This is a genomic window from Salegentibacter haimaensis, from assembly GCF_054121495.1.
Genome location: NZ_JBSYGH010000010.1, coordinates 36,495 through 58,974 on the forward strand (window position 1 = coordinate 36,495; position 22,480 = coordinate 58,974).

The window sequence follows — 22,480 nt, forward strand, 5'->3', positions numbered from 1 at the left end:
AGCTAAATGCCCATAGTATTTGGTGACTTTTGGTCTTTTCAGTAAGTTTATACCTGAATTTTATCGTTTTTTTATGAAAAAACTTCTGGCCATTGTACTGGCGGCATTCTGTTTATTTTCCTGCGATTTCGAGCGCTACAGGTTGGTGAAAGAATATGATTTGGAAACCCGCTTTGAGAAATCACAAGGCAGGGAAACCGCTACTTACCAGGAAGTAATGGATTTTTACAGGCAGCTCTCTGAAGTACATTCCAGTATTAGCATTCAGGAATTTGGAAAGACCGATAGCGGCGAACCTTTGCATTTGGTAATCTTCAATAATGGAAAGGAAAAAGATCTGGACAAGCTTCGCAGTAATCATAGTATTTTATTGATAAATAATGGCATTCATCCCGGTGAGAGCGATGGCATAGACGCTACGATGATGCTTTTTCGGGATATGGCTGGCGATTCTATAGCTGCACCAAAAAACACGATTCTGGCAACGATTCCGGTTTACAATATTGGGGGCGCGCTAAATCGCAACTCGGCTACCCGAACCAATCAAAACGGCCCTGCTGAATATGGATTTAGAGGAAACGCCCGCAATTACGACCTGAATCGTGATTTTATAAAAGCCGATACCCGAAATACACGCGCTTTCTATGAGATCTACCACTACCTGCAACCCGATGTTTTTATAGATAATCACGTGAGCAACGGAGCCGATTACCAATACACCCTCACCCATCTTTTTACGCAACACAACAAATTAGGCGGGGAGTTAGGTGAATATTTAAATGATCGAATGATGCCGGCCCTGGAAGATTCCTTAAAGCAAAAATCCTGGGATATCACGCCGTATGTAAATGTATTTGGGGATGTGCCGGAAAAAGGATTTTCACAATTTCTGGATCACCCCCGCTATTCTACCGGGTACACCACTTTATGGAACAGCCTCGGAATGATGGTTGAAACCCATATGCTGAAAGATTATGCCAAACGAGTTTTAGGCACATACGAGCTGTTGCGTTCAATGGCCTACATCACCGATGCTGAAACGCCAAGAATCAAAGATCTTCGCGATCGCGCCAGGAGAAAATATCTAACCGAACGCTGGTACCCTTTAAATTTTAGACCTGATATGGAGAATCCCAGCCGGCGGGAATTTAAAGGTTTTGAAGCTTCGGTTAAAACAAGTGAGGTGACTGGCGGCAACCGCTTAGCTTACGATAGAAATTTGCCCTTCACCCGGGAAATCGATTATTTCAATAATTTTATTGCTGAAGATCGCGTGGAGATTCCAAGGGCTTATGTAATCCCCCAGGGCTGGTGGAATGTGATCGAACTGCTGGAGCAGAATAAAATCACCTACGAACGCTTTTCACAGGATACAATTATCGAGGTGGAACGATACCGGATTGAAGATTATGAAACGGTAGAAGCTCCCTACGAGGGACATTATATGCACCGAAACACAAAGGTTTCGATGAAAAAAGATAGCGTGAAATTCAGAAAAGGAGATTATTATGTGCGTACCTTTCAGGATGGAGCCAGGTACCTGGTAGAAACCCTGGAGCCTATCGCCCCCGATTCATTCTTCAACTGGAATTTCTTTGATACCGTGCTTCAGCAAAAAGAAGGTTTTTCGGGCTATGTATTTGAGGATACCGCCGCTAAAATGCTGGAAGAAGATGAAGCTCTAAGGGATGAATTTGAGCAGAAAAAGCGCAGCGATTCAGAATTTGCTTCCAATCCTTATGCACAGTTACAATGGCTGCATAAAAGGAGTAAGCATTACGAACCCGCACATCTAAGCTACCCGGTTTTTCGCATTCCCCGCTAAAAATTCAGCAGGAAACAAGAGACGTATGTTAGCATAGGATTTCTGAAGGGCTTTTCGGCTCTTTTCGGCGTTTTTCCATTTCACTTTTTCGATGCCTTCACTCTGTTCAGGAATTAGTTCCCCAGTATATGACGAGTGCATCTGGTACCAATAAGTCACCTTGAGCTTATATTTCCCTTTTCGTTTGAAGATGTGATAGGTTTTTTGGAGAAATCCGGTGATTTTGAGGTCTTTTACTCCGGTTTCCTCTTCAACCTCACGAATAGCCGAATCTTCCAGGCTTTCATTTTTTTCGGTTTTACCTTTAGGCAGATCCCAGCGTTTATTGCGATAAATAAACAGGATCTCGCCATTGTCATTATAAACCAGGCCACCGGCAGCAATTACTACAGGCAGTTTTTTAAGCAAATGCTTTAGTAACTTTTTTTCTTTGCGATGATAAAGATGTACGTATCTTAGCTTTCCCTTGGCGACTCTTTTAACCAGCTTTTTGAAGTCTACGGTTTTGATCGAATAATTTTCGTATTTCTCGCCAAAATCCTCTTTTGAGGAAAGGATTATAGGAATATCATTAACAAAAACTTTATACATTTGCAGTATGATTTTAAATAAAGAAACAGCAAAAACCACCGCTGAACTCCTCCTGCAAATTAAAGCAATAAAACTGGAACCACAACAACCCTTTACCTGGGCCAGTGGATGGAAATCTCCTATTTATTGCGATAACCGGGTGGTGCTTTCATATCCTCCTATTAGAAACTACATTCGGGAACAATTTGCCCGGCAGGTAGAAGAGCTTTACGGCAAACCCGATGTGATCGCAGCAGTGGCCACAGGCGCCATTGGTATTGGAATGCTCGTAGCCGAATATCTAAGTCTCCCTTTTGCCTATGTTCGCCCGGAACCCAAGGGTCACGGAAGAAAAAATCAAATTGAAGGCAAGCTCGAATCGGGCCAGAATGTTGTGGTGATAGAAGATCTTATAAGCACCGGAAAAAGCAGTCTTAATGCGGTGAAAGCCCTTAAGGAAGCGGGTGCCAATGTAAAAGGAATGCTGGCCATTTTCACCTACGGATTCGATACTGCTGAAGAAAACTTTAAACAAGCCGGGGTAGACTTACACACATTGAGCAACTACGAATTTTTGCTGGAAACCGCCCAAAAAACAAATTATATCAATGCCGCTGAAGCCGAAACTCTGAAGACCTGGCGGCAGGATCCCGAAAACTGGAAAAAATAATATGCACTTAGAAAGTCAAAAAGTAACCACGAGTAAGAGCCAACAGGAAATGTTCGAATTTCTTACCAATGTTGAGAATTATGAACAATTAATGCCTTCAAGCAAAGAGAAATTTGAAGTTATAGATTCAAAAACCTTTGCTTTCGCGCTTAAAGGAATGCCTGAGATAGAATTGCAAATTCAGGAAACCCGCGAGCCCGAATTGGTAAGACTGGGATCTACTTCAGAAAAATTTAATTTTAGCCTGGATATTCATAATCAGGCCGCAGGCGAAAATCAAAGTGAAGTGCAGCTCGAATTTGAAGGAAAATTCAATGCGATGATGAGTATGATGGTAAAAGGCCCCTTGAAAAAATTCATCGAGAGCCTGGCCAATAATGCTTCGAAGCTTTAGTACTGTAATTCTACCTCTTTTAGGTCGAAGAATTTGATGATTTCGGAATCGGTTTCTACTTTTAGAAGTCCCTGATTAGAAACGCCTCTTATAATTCCTGAGAGATAGGTGCCGTTTGGCAATTTAAAGGTAGAAACCATATCTTTTTTAAACATTCTGGAACTATACCGGGAGAGGATTTTATTCTTTTCTGAATCGTTTTTTAGAAGATTGATTTCAGCTTCCAGGTATTCCAAAATTTGCTGAAGCAAATGCCGGGTATCGAAATGAATTCCGGTAATTTTTTTTAGCGAGCCGGCTTTGGGAAGGCCGGAGAATTCGGTTTGATTCACATTCAAACCTATCCCGATCACCGAAGCGGCCAGTTTATCCTGTTTTAAAATGTTTTCGATAAGAATCCCTGCAAGCTTTTTATTGCCTGACATTATGTCGTTGGGCCATTTTACCGAAACCGCGGGAATTTGGTTTTTCAGTAAAAACTCCTGAATAGCTATGGAAACTGCAGCACTAAGCAGAAACTGCTCTCCGTTATTAAGGTTTAGATCTGAAAATAACAGGCTAAAGGTGAGGTTTTCGCCAGGATTAGACTGCCAACCCGCTCCCCGCTGGCCTTTCCCCCGGGTTTGGTCGTAAGCTACTACGCATAGTGGGGCTTCAGGCCCATTTTGCCGGTAAAGTTCCCGGGCAAAATCGTTGGTAGAGGGGATGGCATTAACTTTGATTATACGCATATAGCTTTTAAGGAGTGAATAGGCGTTAATTCTTATGTTAACGCACAGTAAAAAAGGCTAAAAAATAATAACTTTGCGAAAATAAAAATTTTTAATGGCAAAAAAGGAAACGAACAGCGATCAGCTTATTGCAGAAATTATCAAAGGGATTGAGGAGGTAAAAGGAAATGATATTGATATTCTAGACCTTAGGCAAATAGAAAATACCGTTTGTGACTATTTTGTGATCTGCAATGGTACTTCCAATACACAGGTAAACGCCATAGTGAATTCCGTACAAAAATCAGTTAGTAAAGCTTTAAAAGACAAACCCTGGCACGTAGAAGGCAGCGAAAATGCCGAGTGGGTGCTTATGGATTATGTGAACGTGGTAGTGCACGTGTTTCAAAAACACATCAGGGAGTTTTACGATATCGAAGGTCTTTGGGGTGATGCAAAAATCACTTCTATCCAGACCAATTACTAGACATTTAATTTAGATTTACCAGCTAATGGCAAAACAACAACCCAAAAATACCAATACAAAGCCAGACCCGCGCAAACCAAAATTCAGTGCATACTGGATTTACGGGGCGATTATTATCTTTTTCCTGGCGATCAATTTCTTTTCTGGTGGCGGATTTAATGAACCCACCAAGACCAATCAGGCTGAATTTGAGTCTTATCTAAGAAACGGCGATGTAGAAAAAGTTCTTATCGTAAACCGAAAACAGGCTCAGGTTTTTCTAACCGAAGAAGCCAAGAATAAGGACATCCATAAAAAAACCCAGGAGCAGGAGATTTTCGCTACCGGCGAGTCACCTGCCTACACCTTTGAATTCGGAGATCTTCAGAATTTCGAAAACAGCATAAGCGAAATTAAACGTGAAAATAATCTGGATACCGTAGTAACTTACGATACCCAGAGCAATGTATGGGGTGAAATCTTTATCACTCTGCTTCCGTTTGTGTTGATTATTGGAATCTGGATTTTCATTATGCGACGAATGAGCAGCGGTGCCGGCGGTGGCGCCGGAGGCCAGATCTTCAATATTGGAAAATCCAAAGCCAAGCTTTTCGATCAAAATACCGATGTAAAGGTTTCCTTTAAAGACGTGGCCGGCCTTGAAGGCGCCAAGGAGGAAGTACAGGAGATCGTGGATTTCCTGAAACAACCCGAAAAATACACCTCTCTTGGAGGGAAAATTCCGAAGGGAGCCTTACTGGTTGGACCTCCGGGAACCGGTAAAACCTTATTAGCAAAAGCTGTAGCCGGAGAAGCCAAAGTTCCATTCTTCTCGCTATCGGGCTCAGATTTTGTTGAAATGTTTGTGGGGGTTGGTGCTTCCAGAGTACGCGACCTCTTTAAGCAAGCCAAGGAAAAATCGCCTTCGATCATATTCATCGATGAGATCGATGCGATAGGGCGCGCCCGTGGAAAGAGCAATTTTTCAGGCTCTAACGACGAGCGGGAAAATACCCTAAACCAGTTGCTTACCGAAATGGATGGGTTTGGAACCAACACCAATGTAATTGTAATTGCAGCCACCAACCGCGCCGATGTGCTGGATAAGGCCCTAATGCGGGCCGGGCGTTTTGACCGCCAGATTTATGTAGATCTTCCCGATCTTAACGAAAGAAAAGAAATTTTTGAAGTACACCTGAAGCCGCTTAAAAAAGTGGCCGATGAACTCGACACCGAATTCCTGGCCAAACAAACCCCGGGCTTCAGCGGTGCCGATATTGCGAATGTTTGTAATGAAGCTGCCTTAATCGCAGCGCGTAAAGGCAATAAAGCCGTTGGCAAACAGGATTTCCTCGACGCGGTAGACCGTATTGTAGGTGGACTTGAAAAGAAAAATAAAATCATTACCCCCGAAGAGAAAAAGGCGATCGCATTCCACGAAGCGGGTCACGCTACTGTGAGCTGGATGCTTGAACACGCAGCTCCCCTGGTTAAGGTGACAATCGTACCTCGTGGGCAATCTCTGGGTGCAGCCTGGTATTTACCTGAAGAGCGCCTTATTGTAAGACCAGAACAAATGCTGGACGAAATGTGTGCAGCCCTTGGAGGTCGTGCCGCAGAAAAGGTGATTTTTAATAAAATCTCTACTGGAGCCCTTAGCGATCTTGAAAAGGTGACCAAACAGGCCAGGGCTATGGTAACCATTTACGGGCTTAACGATGCGGTAGGGAACCTTACCTACTATGATTCTTCAGGGCAAAGTGAGTATAACTTCACCAAACCTTATAGTGAAAAAACTTCCGAATTAATAGATAAAGAAATTTCCAGCCTGGTAGAAACCCAGTATCAAAGAGCTATTGAACTTCTTACCAAACACAAGGATAAACTTACCCAGCTTGCCGAAATTCTACTGGATAAGGAAGTAATCTTTAAAGATGATCTGGAACGTATCTTCGGAAAACGACCTTTTGAAAAAGATCGTTTGGACGAGGAGCGAGATAAAGCCAGAGAAGAAGAAAAAGCTGCAAAAAAAGCTTCTGAAGAGCAAAATGAAACTACTGCTGAAGCCAAAGACGATAGCACCAACGGCGATTCACCGAAGCCTGTAGAAGAAAACGATTCGGTTAATAAATAGTTAGTAAGATCGAGGTAAAAAATTTTAATTTAAGTTAATGTTAAATTAAGATTTTTTACCTTTGGTTTTAATGATAGCCAGAAACTTACCCCAATCTCTATGAGTCTATTTAGAAAATTTCTTAAACCAAATAAATCTAAATCAGACCAGGCCCGGGATACCCCCGAGGCCAAGGAGCGCGGCAAATATATGCCCGAGGTTAAATTACCTACCGACGAGCGCTTTATGCTTAACTTCAAAAATAACGGAGGTAAATTTTTGTACTGTGAAAATACTCAGGAACTTCTGGATGCCTTCGATAATATTTTGATGGAGAACGACTGGTACGAAACCCAGTGCTGTTGTTTTGACCCAAATCTGAAAGAAAAATTCAAAGGTTTTAATCTGGAGTTCAATAAAAGTGAGCAGGCCTCTTTTTACCTTTCCACCTGCGAATATCTGGTGGCTAACGATGGCTCTATCCTCGTATCCTCCAATCAGATCAAAGAACGAAAACTTCACGAATTACCGGCTAATTTTGTAATTATCGCTTCAACCAGTCAACTTATAGACACGATTGGCGAAGGTTTAAGCCGAATTAAAAACAAGAACAAACAACGTATTCCTTCCAATATTACCACCATCAAAAACTTCGAAACACAGAAAGAAGGGGATTTTATGAGCTATGGAAGTAGCACAAAAAACCTATATTTGCTGCTTCTTGAAGATTTATAACACATGAGGGAAGGTATTATTAGAACCATATCGGGATTATTGTATATATCCATATTGGTTGTTTCCATTCTTTCTTCTGAATATATCTTCATTGCATTATTCTATTTGCTTGGGCTGGTTTGCCTTATAGAAATGCAGAAGCTTTTGCACCTAAAATCCTATGCGCTGTATGCTGTTCAGGCTTTGCTTTTTTATCTCTTTAGCTTTCTGAAATTTAATGAAGACGCCACCATACTTTTACTGTTCATCACCATTTTCGTGAATTTGTTTTTGGTGAAAGATCTTATCGTGGTGAGGAAAATTCCGGTTTTTGAGAAGAAAAAGTATATTATTATCATTTTCTACCTCATAAGTTCGGTTATATTTTTAACCCTTATTCCCACCATAGCCGGGATTTTTATACCAAAACTGGTAGTAGGGATTTTTGTGCTAATTTGGACTAACGATACTTTTGCTTATATTATAGGGAAGAATTTTGGCAGAAAAAAGCTCTTTGAACGCATTTCCCCCAATAAAACCATAGAAGGTTTCCTGGGCGGACTGGTTTTTAGTCTTATTGCCAGTTATTTTATTTTTGCCTACACCCAGTTTCTCACCTTTCCCGTGTGGTTGGGACTGGCACTCATTTTAAGCGTATTTGGGACACTTGGAGACCTTATTCAATCCAAGTTTAAAAGACAGGCAGGAGTTAAAGACAGCGGAAACCTAATGCCCGGGCACGGCGGATTATTTGACAGGCTGGATAGCATTATTTTTTCCAGCCCTTTCGTATATGCATATTTATATATTTTAGAGCATATTTATACTATTTAAGATGTTTCATAAAGAAGGTTATAAAATCATGGCCATTACTGCAATACTGCTTATTGCAATAAATGTGCTTTCTTACAGTTTAATTAATACTTATTGGATTAAATTTTCGATCCTGGTAATTAGCATCATCATCTTTTTGTTGATCGTGCAATTCTTCAGAAATCCGAAAAGAGCCACCACATTAAATGATAATCACGTGGTTTCGCCGGTAGATGGTAAAGTAGTGGCCATTGAAGAGGTTTTTGAAAAAGAATACTTCCAGGATAAACGCATACAGGTATCTATCTTTATGTCCCCTATTAATGTTCACGTAACCCGACACCCCGTTGGCGGAGTGGTAAAATACAGCAAATATCACCCGGGGAAGTTTTTGGTGGCCTGGCATCCTAAATCCAGTGAGGAAAATGAACGCACCACGGTAGTGGTAAAAAATAATTTGATGGGCGAGGTATTGTATCGTCAAATTGCGGGAGCCCTCGCCAAGCGTATTGTAAATTATGCAAAGGAAGGTGAAGAAGTGGTTCAGGGAAGCGACAGCGGATTCATAAAATTTGGATCCAGAGTAGATGTTTTGCTTCCGGTAGGCACCCCTATAAATGTAGAATTGAATCAAAAAGTAAAGGGCGGACTAAGCGTAATCGCCCAGCTGGAGAAATAATTTTATGTCTGAAAATAACGAGACCAGATTTCAAAAGGCTTATGATATGCTGAGCAATACTGAATTGCGTTTTGCCCCCGATGTAATGCTGAAATTCTACGCTCTTTACAAGCGAGCCACCGAAAAAAACGGATTTTTCATCCCTCCCGGCGATGAAGGAGATCTGCGAAGTGCCTTCAAGGTAAATGCCTTATTACAGGTTAAAAATCTTTCCCGAAATCAGGCTAAAGAACAATATATCGATCTTGTAGAAGAACATATTGGTGAAGTAAAATAAACTTCACCAATATGTTTTTTTTCATTTTATCCCAAACTTGCCAGGCTGGCTTTTAATGCTTCAATTTTCGCTTCGGCATCGGCCTTTTTAGCTTTTTCAACAGCAACCACCTGTTCCGGGGCGTTGTTTACAAATCTTTCGTTCGAGAGTTTTTTATCAACCGATTTCAGGAAACCTTCGGTATAATTCAATTCTTCCTGAAGCTTTTTCTTTTCGGCTCCCACATCTATCGCACCGCTCACGGGCACAAAATAATCGTTGGCCTTCACCCTGAACGATAAAGCTCCTTCAACCTGTTTGTTCACGTATTCAAACTCAGCAATATTCCCCATCTTGATAATAACAGGATCAAATACTTCTGAATTTTCATCATTATTAAGCACCCTTAGGTCTATAGTGTTTTTGAAAGAAATATTCTTTTCCTTCCGAAGCTTTCTAATCCCTGCAATTACTTCTGAAGCTACCGAAAATTCCTGAATGATTTTCTCATCAAATTCTTTTAATTCCGGCCATTTGGCTATGATTAAAGCCTCCTCAGGTTTACGGTTGCTGGTTTCCTGCCAGATTTCTTCAGTAACAAATGGCATAAAAGGATGAAGAATTTTTAGATTATCTTCCAGAATGCTAATAACTTCCTTATAAGTTTTCGCATCGATTGGTTCTCCAAAAGGAGGTTTCACCATTTCAAGAAACCAGGAACAGTAATCATCCCAAACCAGTTTGTAGGTCGCCATTAGCGCATCGCTAATGCGATATTTGGAATAATGATCTTCGATTTCCTTTAAAGTCTTTCTAAAGCGAGCCATGTACCAGTCTATGGCGATCTTTGCAGTTTCGGGTTGCGCAGCGGTTTCTGAAACCTCCCAACCTTTTACCAGTCTAAAGGCATTCCAAATTTTATTGGCAAAGCCACTCCCCTGCTTACAGAGATCTTCATCGAACATCAAGTCATTCCCGGCGGGGGAACTAAGTAGCATCCCAACTCTCACCCCATCGGCACCATATTTATCGATTAGTGCTAGCGCATCGGGTGAATTCCCCAGCGATTTAGACATTTTTCGTCTTAACTTATCGCGAACGATTCCGGTAAGGTATACATTATTAAATGGTTTTTCTCCCCGGTATTCATAACCCGCCATAATCATTCTGGCTACCCAGAAGAAAAGAATTTCAGGGGCGGTCACCAGGTCGTTGGTGGGATAGTAATACTCCACCTCTTTGTTATCGGGTTCAAGAATTCCGTTGAACACGCTAATGGGCCAAAGCCAGGAAGAGAACCAGGTATCGAGAGCGTCTTCATCCTGTTTAAGATCTGAAGCCTGTAATGATGAATTTCCTGATTTTTCACGAGCCTTTTCCAAAGCTGTTTCGGCGGTTTCAGCTACTACAAAATCTTCTTTTCCTTCGCCATAATACCAGGCCGGGATTTGGTGTCCCCACCAGAGTTGACGGGAAATATTCCAGTCGCGTACATTTTCCATCCAGTGACGATAAGTTCCCAAAAATTTATCGGGCACCAGATTCACTTCTTTATTAAGCACTGCATCTAAGGCAGGTTTAGCCATTTCTTTCATCTTAAGAAACCACTGGTCGCTTAATCTGGGTTCAATAACGGCACCTGTACGCTCACTGGTGCCTACTTTATTGATATGCTCTTCGATTTTTGAAAGAACTCCCAGCTCTTTAAGTTCATTTACAATCTCATCCCGAACTACAAAACGATCTTTGCCCTCGTAATGCAATCCGGCTGAATTTAAAGTCGCATCAGGATGAAAAATATCGATTACCTCCAGGCCATGTTTATCGCCCAGCATTTTATCGTTCTCATCGTGAGCGGGAGTTACTTTTAGGCAACCTGTACCAAATTCTACATCTACATATTCATCTTCTATAATTGGAATGCTGCGATTGGCTACGGGTACTATTGCCCGCTTCCCTTTTAAATGAGCATATCGCTCATCATTAGGGTTAATGCAAATGGCGGTATCGCCTAAAATAGTTTCAGGTCTTGTTGTAGCGATAGTAAGGAAATCATCACTACCTTCAATTTTATAATTTATATAATAGAGATTCCCCTGTTTTTCCTGGTAGATTACCTCCTCATCAGAGAGGGTGGTTTTGGCTTCGGGATCCCAATTTACCATTCTATAGCCGCGATAAATTAAGCCTTTTTCATAAAGATCTACGAAGACCTTAATAACCGAAGCGCTCATATCATCATCCATAGTAAATTTGGTGCGTTCCCAATCACAGGAGGCGCCAAGTTTTTTAAGCTGTTCGAGGATGATACCGCCGTGTTTATGAGTCCATTCCCAGGCGTGTTGTAGAAAATCTTCCCTGCTAAGGCTGTTTTTATCAATACCCTCAGCTTTTAGTTTGGCCACAACTTTTGCTTCAGTAGCAATAGAAGCGTGATCGGTTCCCGGCACCCAGCAGGCATTAAAACCCTTGAGTCTGGCCCGGCGAACCAGCACATCCTGAATCGTATTATTAAGCATATGCCCCATATGCAAAACCCCTGTAACATTTGGTGGAGGTATTACTATGGTATAAGGCTCTCTCTCGTCGGGTTCTGAATGAAAATAGTTATTTTCCATCCAGTATTTATACCACTTTTCCTCTACTTTTTTTGATTCGTACTGGGATGCAATTGCCATAATTTGGTCTGATTTTTGGAATATGGGCAAAAGTAATTATAACCAGAGGAATTTAAAAGAAGTTGAAATGATTAAAATTTGGAGTATTTTCGATTTCGGTATATCTTTACTTTTCTCTAAAAAAATCTGAATTATGAAAAAATTTATTGCAATCGCTATATTCCTGGTAATGGGAGCCACTACTGCACAGGCTCAGAATGTAGCAAAAATGGAGTTCGAGACCGAAACTCTCGACTTTGGCGAAATTAAAAAGAACTCAGACGGGGTTCGTGTTTTTAAATTTAAAAACACCGGAAATGCACCCCTGGTAATTGAAAATGTAACTTCCAGTTGCGGATGTACAATTCCGAAGAAACCAGAAGAACCCATTCTTCCCGGTGAAACCGGTGAGATCCAGGTGAAATACGACACCAAACGGGTCGGCCCAATTCGCAAGACTGTAACCGTATACTCAAATGCCGAGGTTCCTACCAAAGCACTTAAAATTAAAGGTAGAGTGCTGGAGGAGGAAGAAAGCAGCAGTTCATAAAAAAGCTTAAATTTTTAGCATAGACTCCCGGTAACTCCGGGAGTTTTTTTATAATAGACGTTCCAACCTGAATTCTTTGGTATATTCCCCATAAATTCTTTTCACTATTATCTTTATCTTTTTGCCTTCTTTTGAACTCAATAATTTCGAGATTTCATCCAGGCTGTATTTATGCACCGGCCTACCATTTATACTTTTAACAAGGTCTCCTATTTGTAATCCGGCCCGGAAAGCGGGGGAATCAGGTCGTACTTCAGCTATTCTATACTGCCTTTCCAAATTGTATTTTAAATGATAAGAAGTTTCCTGCGGGGCAAGATTATTAGTTTCTAATTGAAACGAAGGCCGGTCTGAAAAGGCGGCTTCGCGAACCATATGAAAACCCGAATGCTCCACTACCAGGCCACTCATATTAAATTCAAAGTCATCCTTGAGATACTTATTTGGTTTTAACCTAAGATTATTTCCGGGATAATCTATTACCGTATGAAAGCGTCCCAAAACCTGGGCACCCAGGCTTCCATGTCTTTTAAAACCATCAATTTCACTCACTGCAATGCTATCGGGGAAACTCAGGATAATATCTTTAAATTCAAATTCCCCCAACTTCAGGGCAGGAATACGGCTGCGCTGCCCATATACACTTCCTGTAATTCCGTAGCCCAAAAAATCTTCGAAAGATTTTTCTGGAATCAAATTGGTTTCAGCATCGTTAAAAATCCACAGCGGGTCGCCCAGACCACTATCCAGCAATAAATTTTGAGTTTTTAGCCCATTTTCACCGAAATTGGCAATGGCCTGTAGATAAGCTTTTCCTTCATGAATTTTGAGCGGAAAATCTTCACATCTTCTACATTTTGAATAAGAGTATTCTTCTGAAGAATAAATTTTAATACGTTTTCGAATATAATTGGTTTCGACCACCAAATCCCGAAAAACATCATAACCAATCAATCCGTTTACCGCCACCCCAAGCCGGTTTGCAAATGAAAATTTTCGACCGCTAACAATATACAAATCCCTATCGTTTAGCGTAAAATCCCCAATCACCAATTGATTCCCAGTAGATTTTAAGGCCTTTATAGCTTCATCGGTACCCGGGCCTTTTACATATACCGTTGAAACTTCAGGAAAATCGAGTGAATTTTCTTCCTTTAAACTAAAAATGATCGTAGAACCCACTCCAGAGTCTAACATAAAAGAAAGAAGAGTTCCATTAACTTCTATTGGAACTATAATTAAATTATGGACCAGATCTATGTCAACTTCAGAATATGAATTTTCACCGCTGAACTGATAATTTTGTTGGCTATAGACATCTACGGTAACAGCTTGAAGTCCAAGCAGTAATAAGAGCTGGAGAATTCTATAAATCATATTGCTTCAAAGTACTAAATTTTAAGGAATAAATGCGTGCATTAGGCTGTGGTATCTTTTAATTATTTCGCATTTTTGCAGTGCTTTAAAAATTAATTTCTATGCCAAGTATTTCACAAAAAGGGCGCAATATGCCCGAATCTCCTATACGCAAGCTGGTTCCTTATGCTGAAGCAGCCACCAAAAAAGGTCGTAAAATTTACCAGTTAAATATTGGCCAACCCGATATCCAAACGCCCAAAGCGGCCTTAGATGCGGTAAAAAATAATGACATTGATGTTTTGTCGTACAGCCACTCGGCCGGATTCGAATCTTACCGAAACAAGCTGGCTGCCTACTACAAAAAACACGATATCCCGGTAGACGCCGAAGATATTATCATCACCACCGGTGGCTCTGAAGCGCTTTTATTTGCGATGGGTAGCATCACCGATCCCGGTGACGAGGTTATAATTCCTGAGCCTTTTTATGCTAATTATAACGGATTCGCGACGGCTTCAGGAGTGAGTATTGTTCCAATTAAAGGCAGCATAGAAAACAATTTTGCCCTGCCACCCATTTCAGAATTTGAAGCATTAATCACCTCAAAAACGAAGGCTATTCTACTTTGTAATCCCGGAAATCCAACCGGGTACCTATACACCCGCGAAGAAATAGAGCAATTGGCGAAACTGGCACTAAAACACGATCTGTTTATCGTAGCCGATGAAGTTTACCGCGAGTTCGCTTACGACGGGGTAAAGCATCATTCGATTATGAGCATTCCCGAGCTGGCCGAAAATGCAATTATGGTAGACTCGGTTTCTAAACGTTACAGCATGTGCGGGGCCCGAATTGGGTGTTTGGTTAGCAAGAATAAGGAGGTGATGACCACGGCTATGAAATTTGCTCAGGCCAGGTTAAGCCCACCAACTTTCGCGCAGATCGCCAGTGAAGCAGCACTTGAAACTCCGCAGGAATATTTTGACGAAGTAATTGAAGAATATACCACCCGTAGAAATATTCTAATTGAAGGCCTGGAGCGCATCGAAGGCGTAAAGGTTGCCAAACCAAAAGGAGCCTTTTACTGCATCGCCGAACTTCCAATCGACAATGCCGATGAATTCGCACAATGGCTTCTGGAAAGTTTTGAGCTCGATAACGAAACTGTGATGGTAGCTCCTGCTGCAGGTTTCTATTCCACACCAAACACCGGCCTCAACCAGGTAAGGATTGCCTATGTTCTTAAAAAAGAAAACCTGGAGCGGGCAATTAAAATATTGGAAGAAGCTTTAAAAGTTTACAACAAGTAGATGCAGATTTCGCACAACATTTCTTTAAAACCTTACAACACCTTCGGGATAGATGTAAAGGCTCATAAATTCGTCTCGGTTTCTACAGAAGAAGAATTAAGAGAGGTTGTGCGAAATTCTTATGCTGAAGAGCTTTTCGTACTTGGTGGCGGAAGCAATATGCTGCTCACCGGGGATGTAACGAGAACCGTCTTACATTTAGGCCTTACAGGCAAACAAATCATCTCTTCTTCAGAAGATGAAGTAATCGTAAAAGCGATGGCCGGCGAGAACTGGCATCAATTTGTACTCTGGGCCATAGAAAACGATTTTGGTGGTTTAGAGAACCTTTCTTTGATCCCCGGGAATGTAGGGACTGCGCCTATTCAAAATATCGGGGCTTATGGCGTAGAACTCAAAGATGTTTTTGAGAGCTGCGAAGCTATAAATATCCAAAGCCTGGAATCACAAACTTTTTCTGCCGAAGACTGTGAATTTGGTTATAGAAATTCGGTGTTTAAAAACAAGCTGAAGGGCCGGTATATCATTACCAGCGTAAACTTCAGGCTTAGCAAGGGAAATCATAAGATACAAACGGGTTATGGCGCCATACAGGCCGCTTTGGAAACCAAAGGCGTCAAAGAACCCGGGATTAAGGATGTATCTGATGCGGTAATTAGCATTCGGCAGCAAAAACTTCCCGACCCACGGGTTTTGGGAAATAGCGGAAGTTTTTTTAAAAATCCGGTGATTTCCGAAGAGAAATACAAAGACTTACAGGAGAAATTTCCTGAGATTCCCTCCTACCCTGTAGCCCCGGGAGAAGTAAAAGTACCAGCCGGATGGTTAATCGACAAGGCCGGGCTAAAGGGCTATCGCCAGGGCGATGCCGGGGTGCATAAAAATCAGGCGCTGGTTTTAGTCAACTACGGAAATGCCAGCGGGAGTGAGCTTAGTGAGCTGGCTCAATATGTTCAGGAAAAGATCAAATCCAGATACGGCATTGAACTGGAGGCCGAGGTGAATATTTTTTAGAATTTCTGAACCTTTCTAAAAACTTTTCCAAATTAAAAAAGCCCTTCATTGCTGAAGAGCTTTTTCGCTGTGCGGGCGAAAGGACTCGAACCTTCACACCTCGCGGCACTAGATCCTAAGTTCATTTAGAGGGAATATCAAATAAAAACAAATAGCATTAATTAATTGATAATCAGTGTATTTGCATTTTTTTCAATTACATATAATATCATCTAAATTCAGTAAATGTGTTACCCATGTGTTACCCAGAATAATTATCTTAGTACTCTTAAATTAAAAATTATGGCTCATATTAAAGTAATTTTACACCCGAAAAAGATCGATGAAAATGAAAAAATTTACCGGCTTGCCATAAGAGTAACTTCATTTCGAAAACGCAGCTATTATCATTTAGGTTATAATCTCGATCCAGAAGATTGGGATGAGCAAGCTGAGAAAGTAAAAAAATCCCATCCTAAATATCAACATTTAAATCGTCTAATCCGTAAAAAGTATGATCAGATAGATGATATAATTTATGAGGCAGAACGAAATAAGAGGCAATTATCAGCAAGACAAATCATGGATAAAATAAAGCAATCCAGGAAAACTATTTCTTTCTTTGATTTTGCTGAGGAACATGTTGCTGAATTGGAAAGATCAAAAAAATTTAATCGAGCTATCTCAGACCGATCTAAAGCGAAAATCATCAAAGACTTCACTAAAGGACGTGACATCCTCTTTCAGGAAATTGATGAGAACTTCCTAAAACGTTTTAAAGTTTACCTTATAAATGAAAAAAATAATTCAGAAAGGACTGTTATGAACTCCTACGTGTTTATAAGGTTATTATATAACCGTGCGATCAGAAAAGGGGTAATTGACCGAAATTTTTATCCTTTCGGAAGGGATAAAATAATTATTAAATATCCGGATTCATTAAAGATTGGTTTAACCGAGCAGGAAATTCTAAAAATTGAACAAGTAAGTTTGAAGAAGTATTCTTCGCTATGGCATTCAAGAAACATTTTTTTATTTTCTTTCTATTTAGCGGGAATTAGAATCACCGATCTTCTTCATCTTAAATGGAACGATATCATAGAGGATCGATTATTTTATAGGATGAAGAAAAATTCCAAACTTGATTCATTAAAACTACCAGGAAAAGCAATTGAAATTCTCGACTTTTACCGGAAAGATAAAAAGTCGCATTCAGATTTTATTTTTCCTGAATTGAAAAAAGTTGGAGATGTAGAAACCAAAAAAAAATATAGTTTAATAAAGGGAGCTATAAAAACACATAATTCAAACCTAAAGGATATTGCTAACCTTGCAGGAATTAATAAGAAAATAACCAATCACATTGCGAGACATTCCTTTGGCAATATTGCCGGAGATAAAGTTTCTCCTCAAATGTTACAAAAGCTATATAGACATAGTAGTCTTCAAACTACAATTGGATACCAAAGGAATTTCATTCATAAAAGTTCAGATGAGGCTTTGCATGAAATTTTAAAATTTTCAAGTAGTGACTCAGTTAATTGATCAAAATTAAGTAGGATCAAATTCCAATCCCTCATAAGCTCAAGTACAAAGTCTATCACAGAAACTTATATTTTCTTTTCGCTATCTTTAGTTAGCTAATCACAAGAAAGATAAGATGTTTTTGGAGCGTTTCGCGGTTTTTACTCTTCGGCTAAGGACAAAGCTCCTGGATTCTTTTACCTATATGCTGCGGGAAACAGATTCGCAACTTGGCCAAATCTTCTTTACGTGCTGTCTTATCTTATTGACCGGACTTCTTTTTTATATCTGGATCGCCTCTTACTCTCTGTGGTTTAAGGTCAGTTTTACTGTTATTTACTTGCTTTCCGCTTTGTTCTGTATTTCCGGAATTTATTTTATTCTCACCAGAAAGAGAATTAGAAAAAGGTCCGACACTCTGGAAGTGTATACCGCAATTGATCCTGAAATTGAAAAAATTAAGCAGTTTAACCTGAAGCCAATTCCATTATCCCAGGGTCAGGCGAATGCTGTCTTTAAAGCGTTCTCCGGGAAATATCTTACCGGCGATTACCAAAGCTTCCAATCTTTAATTTCAATGGAACCCGTGCCAGCCAGGAGCCGATTGGAATGGAAAGATCTATCTCCAAAAAGACCAAAACAGGTAAACCGACAAACATTATTAGAATTTTTAAGCCATCTGATAATCGGTTTTGAAAACCTGGATAATCATCAAATGATTCTGTTGGTTGAGCATTATTTCATTCTTAAAAACACCGCAGGAACCGAACAACACTTATCCAGCAAAAATATTTCCGACTGGCGAAATAATAAAGCCACCTATCTTAAAGAAATCTCCAGTATTTTTAAAGCCACCTTATAGGTAATTACCACTTGATTACCTGTTACCATATTGATTTACAAGGATTTTAATTAGTCATTTGTTTCTATAACCAGAAGACAACTGCAGTGTTGTTTTTGTAAAATAATAGAACCTATGAATAATTTAGAATTAGAAGATCGATTGCTGCGCATTGAACAAATGCTCGGTGCAACCAGGGAGGTATTAACCTTTGATGAAGCCTGCCTGTATTCCGGGATTTCCAGAAGCTATATGTACAAGCTCACCTCTAAGGAACTAATTCCCCATTCTAAGCCCAGAGGGAAGTTTATCTATTTTGAGAGGAGTAAACTCAATGCATGGCTATTGGGAAACCAAAAAGCTTAAGCTATGAATGGTTACGAATTTTCAAGGGCATGGTTCGATTTTAGTTTTAACCATTCGAAAGTTAAACCGATCCATACCGCTATTTACTTTTTTGCCATTGAACGTTGCAATAGATTGGGATGGAAAGAAACATTTGGATTTCCAACCGATCTGGCCATGGAAGCCCTGGGCATCCGGAATTATAGAACTTATATCCGGGCCCTTGAAGATCTTGTAGCATGGAAATTTATAAAATGGGTTCAGAAAAGCAAGAACCAGTACACTGCCAATGTCATTGCTTTGGTAAAAAATACCAAAGCACCACCCAAAGCATTGGACAAAGCACTGTCTGGGCAGTGTACAAAGCAAGTCCAGAGCAGTGCTAGTATAGATAAACAATTAAACCATAAACAAATAAACCTTTTAAACCTTAAAACATTTTTTAAAAAGGAATTTTTAAAAGTGAATAGATCTGAAATTCCCGAAAACTACCTGGGCTACTTTGATTGGGCTCTTAAATTTCAAAAACTTTTTTTAGAAAACTTAAAAAATAAAGGCGCGCCAACAAAAAAAACAGAAAAGGCGAGTTTTAAAGAGTGCTTCGAGCCGATCCGCCTGATGATGGAGAAAGATGGGGTTTCAAAAGAACAACTGCAACTGGCCTATGAACTGTTGAATGGTTCCAACGAATTTTGGAAAGGAATTATACTAAGCACTCGTAAACTCCGTGAAAGAATTGGACAACTAATCGCCCAGGGGAAAAAGCCGGTGAAAATGAAAACTATGGACCTCCAGGTTCAGCATAAAATTCAAAATTATGACTAGCTCAGAATCTCCAATTATTTCGTCAAAGCTTGATTCGCAAAACCGGGAAGGCAAACCAAACAAAGCTCAGATTAGCAAACAAATTTTCTGGAAGTTGTTTTGTAAGTATTATCCTGGATTTCAAATAACCGATGATAACCATCAGATTGTCTTTAGCATTTTTCGCTATTTTTTACTGCAGCCCGATTTTAATGAATTTGGGATTATAAAAAACAAAGCGACACTTGAAAAAGGCCTGTTGGTATATGGAGATTATGGCGTTGGGAAAACGACACTTTTTGAAGCTATCCATAAGATCGGAAGAATAATCCTGAAGCACACCCAAAGTACCCAGCTTTGGTTCCCACGCATTTCCACGGTTCATTTGCTTACTCAGTATTATGAATCACAGAGGGATAAAACCAGCAATTTTAAACTGGAAAACTATTACCACGGAAAATTGTATCTGGATGATCTGGGTAAAGAAGATAAGGCCTATAACCGGGAAGAGATCATTGGAAATTTACTCTTTGAACGGCACCGCAGGAAATTAAAAACTTTTGTGACTACCAATGAAAACCCATCGGCGATTACTGCCCGCTATGGAAATCATATTGGAGACCGGTTACCGGAAATGTTTAATATCATTAAATGGGAAGGGAGGAGTTGGCGGGAATGATTAGTTCTAAAAAGTCCTCACCACATTTCCCACGCTTTCGCAAAAGCTTCAGCTTAGGGAAAAAAGGTTCGTCCAGGAAATAGGATTTGGAAGTAAGCCAAAAAATCGTGAGATAGAAAAATCAGAATATTTAACCTGGCAATTTTAAAGTTCAAATTCTTCCAACCCTGAAAGCTTTTTTGGCTTACCTCCGCAGTCTTAATGATAAAATTAATAAGGCGAGGAGTTAAGATTACTACTGATTACCTATTTAGCTCCTTGAAAAAAAGCATTAATAATTGTTCCGTGAAATTTCAATAAGGAGCAGCAAAGCAAGATGTGTCATTGTAATGACAATCTTGCTTTGCGCCCGATGGTTGCAAAGGTTTTAAAAAGAAAAAAATGAAAAGGGAATACATCCAGGTTCGTTGCTCGATCTACGAGAAGAAGCTGCTCCAAAGAAGAGCGGCCAGGGCAGGAATTTCCCTTTCAGAATATATCCGAGGGGCGGCCTTTGATAAAAATATCGTAGAACGGATCACCCCGGAACAAGCGGAAACTTACCAAATGCTGGTACAGTACAAGAATAACTTTAGCCGTATCGGTAATATGTTTAGAAAGCGGGATCCAAAGCTAGCCAATGCTGTGGAAAACCTGGCGAAAGAGATCAGAACACACTTAAAAAACTTTAAAAAATGATTGGGAAAGGACACGCTATTTCCGGCGCCAGGGTATCGATATCCTATGGCTGGAACCAGGAGAAAGAGGCCGAAGTTGTGCTTAGAGAACACGTGGCCGGAGATACCCCTGCAGAGATAGCCGAAGAGTTTAGGATTATTCAGTCGCAAAATGAACGCTGCATCAATAACACCTTAAGCTTTATCATCAGTCCAACAATTGAGGACGGACAGGATTTAAGCAAAAAAGAGCTGGAAGATCTCGCTAAAAAGTTTTTAAAAGAGATGAACCTGCAAAATAACCAATCTATTGGCTTTGTACACCGTGATAAAGCGCATACCCACGTTCATATCTATACTAATAGAATTGGTTTCGATGGTAAAGCCTATAACGACAGCTTCATTGGAAAAAGAAGCCAGATAGCTGCCGATAATGTTGCCAAAGAATTAGGCCTTACCAGGGTTCGGGAAGTACAGCAGGAAAGACTTAATGAGTTAAAGGGTTTGCGACAGGAAATCAAAAATATACATGATAGGGTACTTCAGTCCAGACCAAAATCGCTGGATGAATATATCAGTAAAATGAAAGCGCAAAAAGTAGATGTAATCCCAACGATCAATAAAGCGAACCAGCTTCAGGGTTTTCGGGTGGAATACAAAGGATTCAATCTTAAAGCAAGTGAAGTGGACCGGTCGATGAGCGGGAATAGGTTAATTCCCCAGATCTCCCAAAACAGGAGTTTTACCAGGCTAAAAGAAGTACCTAAAACCTTCCAGGTATTGGATAAGACAGTGCAACTAAGCAGCAATTTATCTACTAAAATAGCCAAAGGGCTGATAAAAGGAACAATAAAAATTATAAGAGATACCGGAATAGGTATGGGATATTAAAACTTTAAGTGATGAAAAAACTAGATGAAATTATGGAACTGATGGCCGATGAAATGAAGGATTTCAAAACGGCAGTGCTGGAGCTTCAAAAGCTTTCAGGACAACTGGTCAAGATGAGCATCCCAATAAGCACGGAAGCTGTGGAAAAGAACCTGAACACATTCCTGCAAAAGCAGGAAGTGGAAAAGCAAAAAACGGATGAAATCCTTATGGAAATTGATCGAAAATTAAAACACGCCAGGGTTATACCTAATTATTTGCTGACTCTTTTCGGAATCTCAGGAATTATTGCCCTGGGTTCAGTGGGGTATTTCGGGTACTCCTCAAAAGAAAAAGTAGAAGACAATTTTGAAGTTTACCAAACGATTATGGAATCTCAAAATAAATCGTACGAGGATTATTTTGCAGCATATCCGGAAATCCAGGAGACATACTGCGAGTGGCTACAGGGTGGATACCAGGGTTTGTAATGACAAATGCCCTGGTTTAAAAATTAGTAAAATTGCGTCAAATGCACTGAAACCTTCAGTAAACCCGTTGAAAATTGCGGCAAAATTTTAGTAAATAATTAAAACATGCTTTTTAAATCAGTGGATAGTGTGTGGATATTCCAGGAAATGGGCTCAAAGGCCCTGATAACAGGTTGAAATTTACTGGTTTT

The 22,480-nt window shown here is 40.2% G+C and carries 24 protein-coding genes; 20 read left to right on the forward strand and 4 right to left on the reverse strand.

Annotated features, from left to right (window positions below; all coding sequences use genetic code 11):
- Window positions 1-73 precede the first annotated feature (73 nt).
- Window positions 74-1,825 carry a M14 family metallopeptidase gene (locus ACW6QP_RS10495; RefSeq protein WP_457910827.1) on the forward strand — a complete coding sequence of 584 codons (1,752 nt, stop codon included), beginning with the start codon at window positions 74-76 and terminating at the stop codon, window positions 1,823-1,825.
- Here the strand turns inward: ACW6QP_RS10495 and ACW6QP_RS10500 are convergent.
- On the reverse strand, window positions 1,793-2,416 hold the full coding sequence (locus tag ACW6QP_RS10500; protein WP_457910828.1) for an NUDIX hydrolase: 624 nt from the start codon (window positions 2,414-2,416) through the stop codon (window positions 1,793-1,795). The genes ACW6QP_RS10495 and ACW6QP_RS10500 overlap by 33 nt on opposite strands.
- A 7-nt stretch (window positions 2,417-2,423) precedes the next feature.
- Between ACW6QP_RS10500 and pyrE the strand changes: the two genes are divergently transcribed.
- Window positions 2,424-3,065 carry an orotate phosphoribosyltransferase gene (gene pyrE / locus ACW6QP_RS10505; protein WP_457910829.1) on the forward strand — a complete coding sequence of 214 codons (642 nt, stop codon included), beginning with the start codon at window positions 2,424-2,426 and terminating at the stop codon, window positions 3,063-3,065.
- A 1-nt stretch (window position 3,066) separates the two neighbouring features.
- The gene (locus ACW6QP_RS10510; RefSeq protein WP_457910830.1) at window positions 3,067-3,459 is read left to right on the forward strand and encodes an SRPBCC family protein; all 393 of its coding nucleotides are present in this window, start codon (window positions 3,067-3,069) and stop codon (window positions 3,457-3,459) included.
- On the opposite strand, the gene ACW6QP_RS10515 is transcribed toward ACW6QP_RS10510, so the two are convergent.
- Window positions 3,456-4,190, reverse strand: coding sequence for a biotin--[acetyl-CoA-carboxylase] ligase (locus tag ACW6QP_RS10515; RefSeq protein ID WP_457910831.1), 735 nt, complete (start codon window positions 4,188-4,190; stop codon window positions 3,456-3,458). The genes ACW6QP_RS10510 and ACW6QP_RS10515 overlap by 4 nt on opposite strands.
- 94 nt (window positions 4,191-4,284) lie before the next feature.
- On the opposite strand from ACW6QP_RS10515, the gene rsfS reads away from it, so the two are divergent.
- The 6 genes from rsfS (at window position 4,285) to ACW6QP_RS10545 (ending at window position 9,231) form a co-directional block, all read left to right on the forward strand.
- A complete protein-coding gene (gene rsfS / locus ACW6QP_RS10520; protein ID WP_457910832.1) occupies window positions 4,285-4,656 on the forward strand; it encodes a ribosome silencing factor in 372 nt (123 codons plus the stop codon).
- A gap of 25 nt (window positions 4,657-4,681) precedes the next feature.
- Window positions 4,682-6,769, forward strand: a complete 2,088-nt coding sequence (ftsH, locus tag ACW6QP_RS10525; RefSeq protein WP_457910833.1) for an ATP-dependent zinc metalloprotease FtsH — start codon at window positions 4,682-4,684, stop codon at window positions 6,767-6,769.
- 99 nt (window positions 6,770-6,868) lie between these two features.
- Window positions 6,869-7,483 carry an LUD domain-containing protein gene (locus tag ACW6QP_RS10530; RefSeq protein ID WP_457910834.1) on the forward strand — a complete coding sequence of 205 codons (615 nt, stop codon included), beginning with the start codon at window positions 6,869-6,871 and terminating at the stop codon, window positions 7,481-7,483.
- A gap of 3 nt (window positions 7,484-7,486) precedes the next feature.
- Complete coding sequence (locus tag ACW6QP_RS10535) at window positions 7,487-8,296, forward strand: phosphatidate cytidylyltransferase (protein ID WP_457910835.1); 810 nt, start codon at window positions 7,487-7,489, stop codon at window positions 8,294-8,296.
- A 1-nt stretch (window position 8,297) separates the two neighbouring features.
- On the forward strand, window positions 8,298-8,954 hold the full coding sequence (locus ACW6QP_RS10540) for a phosphatidylserine decarboxylase family protein (RefSeq protein WP_457910836.1): 657 nt from the start codon (window positions 8,298-8,300) through the stop codon (window positions 8,952-8,954).
- Between the two features lie 4 nt (window positions 8,955-8,958).
- Window positions 8,959-9,231: an acyl-CoA-binding protein gene (locus ACW6QP_RS10545; RefSeq protein WP_457910837.1), complete on the forward strand. Its 273-nt coding sequence runs from the start codon at window positions 8,959-8,961 to the stop codon at window positions 9,229-9,231.
- A 26-nt stretch (window positions 9,232-9,257) separates the two neighbouring features.
- Here ACW6QP_RS10545 and ACW6QP_RS10550 read toward each other — a convergent pair whose 3' ends face one another.
- Entirely contained in the window at window positions 9,258-11,888 is a 2,631-nt protein-coding gene (locus ACW6QP_RS10550) for a valine--tRNA ligase (protein ID WP_457910838.1), read from the reverse strand.
- Window positions 11,889-12,021: 133 nt separating this feature from the next.
- Between ACW6QP_RS10550 and ACW6QP_RS10555 the strand changes: the two genes are divergently transcribed.
- Entirely contained in the window at window positions 12,022-12,417 is a 396-nt protein-coding gene (locus tag ACW6QP_RS10555; RefSeq protein ID WP_457910839.1) for a DUF1573 domain-containing protein, read from the forward strand.
- A 48-nt stretch (window positions 12,418-12,465) separates the two neighbouring features.
- On the opposite strand, the gene ACW6QP_RS10560 is transcribed toward ACW6QP_RS10555, so the two are convergent.
- Window positions 12,466-13,794 (reverse strand): PDZ domain-containing protein, encoded by a 1,329-nt coding sequence (locus ACW6QP_RS10560; RefSeq protein WP_457910840.1) that lies wholly within the window; start codon window positions 13,792-13,794, stop codon window positions 12,466-12,468.
- A 101-nt stretch (window positions 13,795-13,895) separates the two neighbouring features.
- On the opposite strand from ACW6QP_RS10560, the gene ACW6QP_RS10565 reads away from it, so the two are divergent.
- The 10 genes from ACW6QP_RS10565 to ACW6QP_RS10610 all read left to right on the forward strand — a co-directional run bounded on the left by ACW6QP_RS10565 (window position 13,896) and on the right by ACW6QP_RS10610 (window position 22,289).
- Window positions 13,896-15,086: a pyridoxal phosphate-dependent aminotransferase gene (locus ACW6QP_RS10565; RefSeq protein ID WP_457910841.1), complete on the forward strand. Its 1,191-nt coding sequence runs from the start codon at window positions 13,896-13,898 to the stop codon at window positions 15,084-15,086.
- Window positions 15,087-16,100 (forward strand): UDP-N-acetylmuramate dehydrogenase, encoded by a 1,014-nt coding sequence (gene murB / locus ACW6QP_RS10570; protein WP_457910842.1) that lies wholly within the window; start codon window positions 15,087-15,089, stop codon window positions 16,098-16,100.
- A 282-nt stretch (window positions 16,101-16,382) separates the two neighbouring features.
- Complete coding sequence (locus tag ACW6QP_RS10575) at window positions 16,383-17,624, forward strand: phage integrase SAM-like domain-containing protein (RefSeq protein WP_457910843.1); 1,242 nt, start codon at window positions 16,383-16,385, stop codon at window positions 17,622-17,624.
- Window positions 17,625-18,027: 403 nt separating this feature from the next.
- Window positions 18,028-18,465: a hypothetical protein gene (locus ACW6QP_RS10580; RefSeq protein WP_457910844.1), complete on the forward strand. Its 438-nt coding sequence runs from the start codon at window positions 18,028-18,030 to the stop codon at window positions 18,463-18,465.
- A gap of 114 nt (window positions 18,466-18,579) precedes the next feature.
- Window positions 18,580-18,810 (forward strand): helix-turn-helix domain-containing protein, encoded by a 231-nt coding sequence (locus tag ACW6QP_RS10585; protein ID WP_457910845.1) that lies wholly within the window; start codon window positions 18,580-18,582, stop codon window positions 18,808-18,810.
- A 3-nt stretch (window positions 18,811-18,813) separates the two neighbouring features.
- Complete coding sequence (locus tag ACW6QP_RS10590; protein ID WP_457910846.1) at window positions 18,814-19,614, forward strand: hypothetical protein; 801 nt, start codon at window positions 18,814-18,816, stop codon at window positions 19,612-19,614.
- A complete protein-coding gene (locus tag ACW6QP_RS10595) occupies window positions 19,607-20,272 on the forward strand; it encodes a hypothetical protein (RefSeq protein ID WP_457910847.1) in 666 nt (221 codons plus the stop codon). The genes ACW6QP_RS10590 and ACW6QP_RS10595 overlap by 8 nt, the downstream gene beginning before the upstream one ends.
- 381 nt (window positions 20,273-20,653) lie before the next feature.
- A complete protein-coding gene (gene mbpA, locus ACW6QP_RS10600; RefSeq protein WP_457910848.1) occupies window positions 20,654-20,950 on the forward strand; it encodes a mobilization protein MbpA in 297 nt (98 codons plus the stop codon).
- Window positions 20,947-21,819, forward strand: a complete 873-nt coding sequence (locus tag ACW6QP_RS10605) for a relaxase/mobilization nuclease domain-containing protein (RefSeq protein WP_457910849.1) — start codon at window positions 20,947-20,949, stop codon at window positions 21,817-21,819. Before mbpA ends, ACW6QP_RS10605 begins: the two co-directional genes overlap by 4 nt.
- Window positions 21,820-21,830: 11 nt before the next feature.
- Window positions 21,831-22,289, forward strand: coding sequence for a DUF6730 family protein (locus tag ACW6QP_RS10610; RefSeq protein ID WP_457910850.1), 459 nt, complete (start codon window positions 21,831-21,833; stop codon window positions 22,287-22,289).
- Window positions 22,290-22,480 lie beyond the last annotated feature (191 nt).

What these genes read in the sequence shown, in the direction of transcription:
- ftsH (WP_457910833.1), top strand. Translation starts at nt 4,682, where the DNA reads ATGGCAAAACAACAACCCAAAAATACCAATACAAAGCCAGACCCGCGC.
- ACW6QP_RS10595 (WP_457910847.1), top strand. Translation starts at nt 19,607, where the DNA reads ATGACTAGCTCAGAATCTCCAATTATTTCGTCAAAGCTTGATTCGCAA.
- ACW6QP_RS10515 (WP_457910831.1), bottom strand. Translation starts at nt 4,190, where the DNA reads ATGCGTATAATCAAAGTTAATGCCATCCCCTCTACCAACGATTTTGCC.
- rsfS (WP_457910832.1), top strand. Translation starts at nt 4,285, where the DNA reads ATGGCAAAAAAGGAAACGAACAGCGATCAGCTTATTGCAGAAATTATC.
- mbpA (WP_457910848.1), top strand. Translation starts at nt 20,654, where the DNA reads ATGAAAAGGGAATACATCCAGGTTCGTTGCTCGATCTACGAGAAGAAG.
- ACW6QP_RS10500 (WP_457910828.1), bottom strand. Translation starts at nt 2,416, where the DNA reads ATGTATAAAGTTTTTGTTAATGATATTCCTATAATCCTTTCCTCAAAA.
- ACW6QP_RS10495 (WP_457910827.1), top strand. Translation starts at nt 74, where the DNA reads ATGAAAAAACTTCTGGCCATTGTACTGGCGGCATTCTGTTTATTTTCC.
- ACW6QP_RS10575 (WP_457910843.1), top strand. Translation starts at nt 16,383, where the DNA reads ATGGCTCATATTAAAGTAATTTTACACCCGAAAAAGATCGATGAAAAT.
- ACW6QP_RS10540 (WP_457910836.1), top strand. Translation starts at nt 8,298, where the DNA reads ATGTTTCATAAAGAAGGTTATAAAATCATGGCCATTACTGCAATACTG.
- ACW6QP_RS10610 (WP_457910850.1), top strand. Translation starts at nt 21,831, where the DNA reads ATGAAAAAACTAGATGAAATTATGGAACTGATGGCCGATGAAATGAAG.
- ACW6QP_RS10565 (WP_457910841.1), top strand. Translation starts at nt 13,896, where the DNA reads ATGCCAAGTATTTCACAAAAAGGGCGCAATATGCCCGAATCTCCTATA.
- ACW6QP_RS10535 (WP_457910835.1), top strand. Translation starts at nt 7,487, where the DNA reads ATGAGGGAAGGTATTATTAGAACCATATCGGGATTATTGTATATATCC.
- ACW6QP_RS10510 (WP_457910830.1), top strand. Translation starts at nt 3,067, where the DNA reads ATGCACTTAGAAAGTCAAAAAGTAACCACGAGTAAGAGCCAACAGGAA.
- ACW6QP_RS10605 (WP_457910849.1), top strand. Translation starts at nt 20,947, where the DNA reads ATGATTGGGAAAGGACACGCTATTTCCGGCGCCAGGGTATCGATATCC.
- pyrE (WP_457910829.1), top strand. Translation starts at nt 2,424, where the DNA reads ATGATTTTAAATAAAGAAACAGCAAAAACCACCGCTGAACTCCTCCTG.
- murB (WP_457910842.1), top strand. Translation starts at nt 15,087, where the DNA reads ATGCAGATTTCGCACAACATTTCTTTAAAACCTTACAACACCTTCGGG.
- ACW6QP_RS10545 (WP_457910837.1), top strand. Translation starts at nt 8,959, where the DNA reads ATGTCTGAAAATAACGAGACCAGATTTCAAAAGGCTTATGATATGCTG.
- ACW6QP_RS10585 (WP_457910845.1), top strand. Translation starts at nt 18,580, where the DNA reads ATGAATAATTTAGAATTAGAAGATCGATTGCTGCGCATTGAACAAATG.
- ACW6QP_RS10555 (WP_457910839.1), top strand. Translation starts at nt 12,022, where the DNA reads ATGAAAAAATTTATTGCAATCGCTATATTCCTGGTAATGGGAGCCACT.
- ACW6QP_RS10550 (WP_457910838.1), bottom strand. Translation starts at nt 11,888, where the DNA reads ATGGCAATTGCATCCCAGTACGAATCAAAAAAAGTAGAGGAAAAGTGG.
- ACW6QP_RS10560 (WP_457910840.1), bottom strand. Translation starts at nt 13,794, where the DNA reads ATGATTTATAGAATTCTCCAGCTCTTATTACTGCTTGGACTTCAAGCT.
- ACW6QP_RS10530 (WP_457910834.1), top strand. Translation starts at nt 6,869, where the DNA reads ATGAGTCTATTTAGAAAATTTCTTAAACCAAATAAATCTAAATCAGAC.
- ACW6QP_RS10590 (WP_457910846.1), top strand. Translation starts at nt 18,814, where the DNA reads ATGAATGGTTACGAATTTTCAAGGGCATGGTTCGATTTTAGTTTTAAC.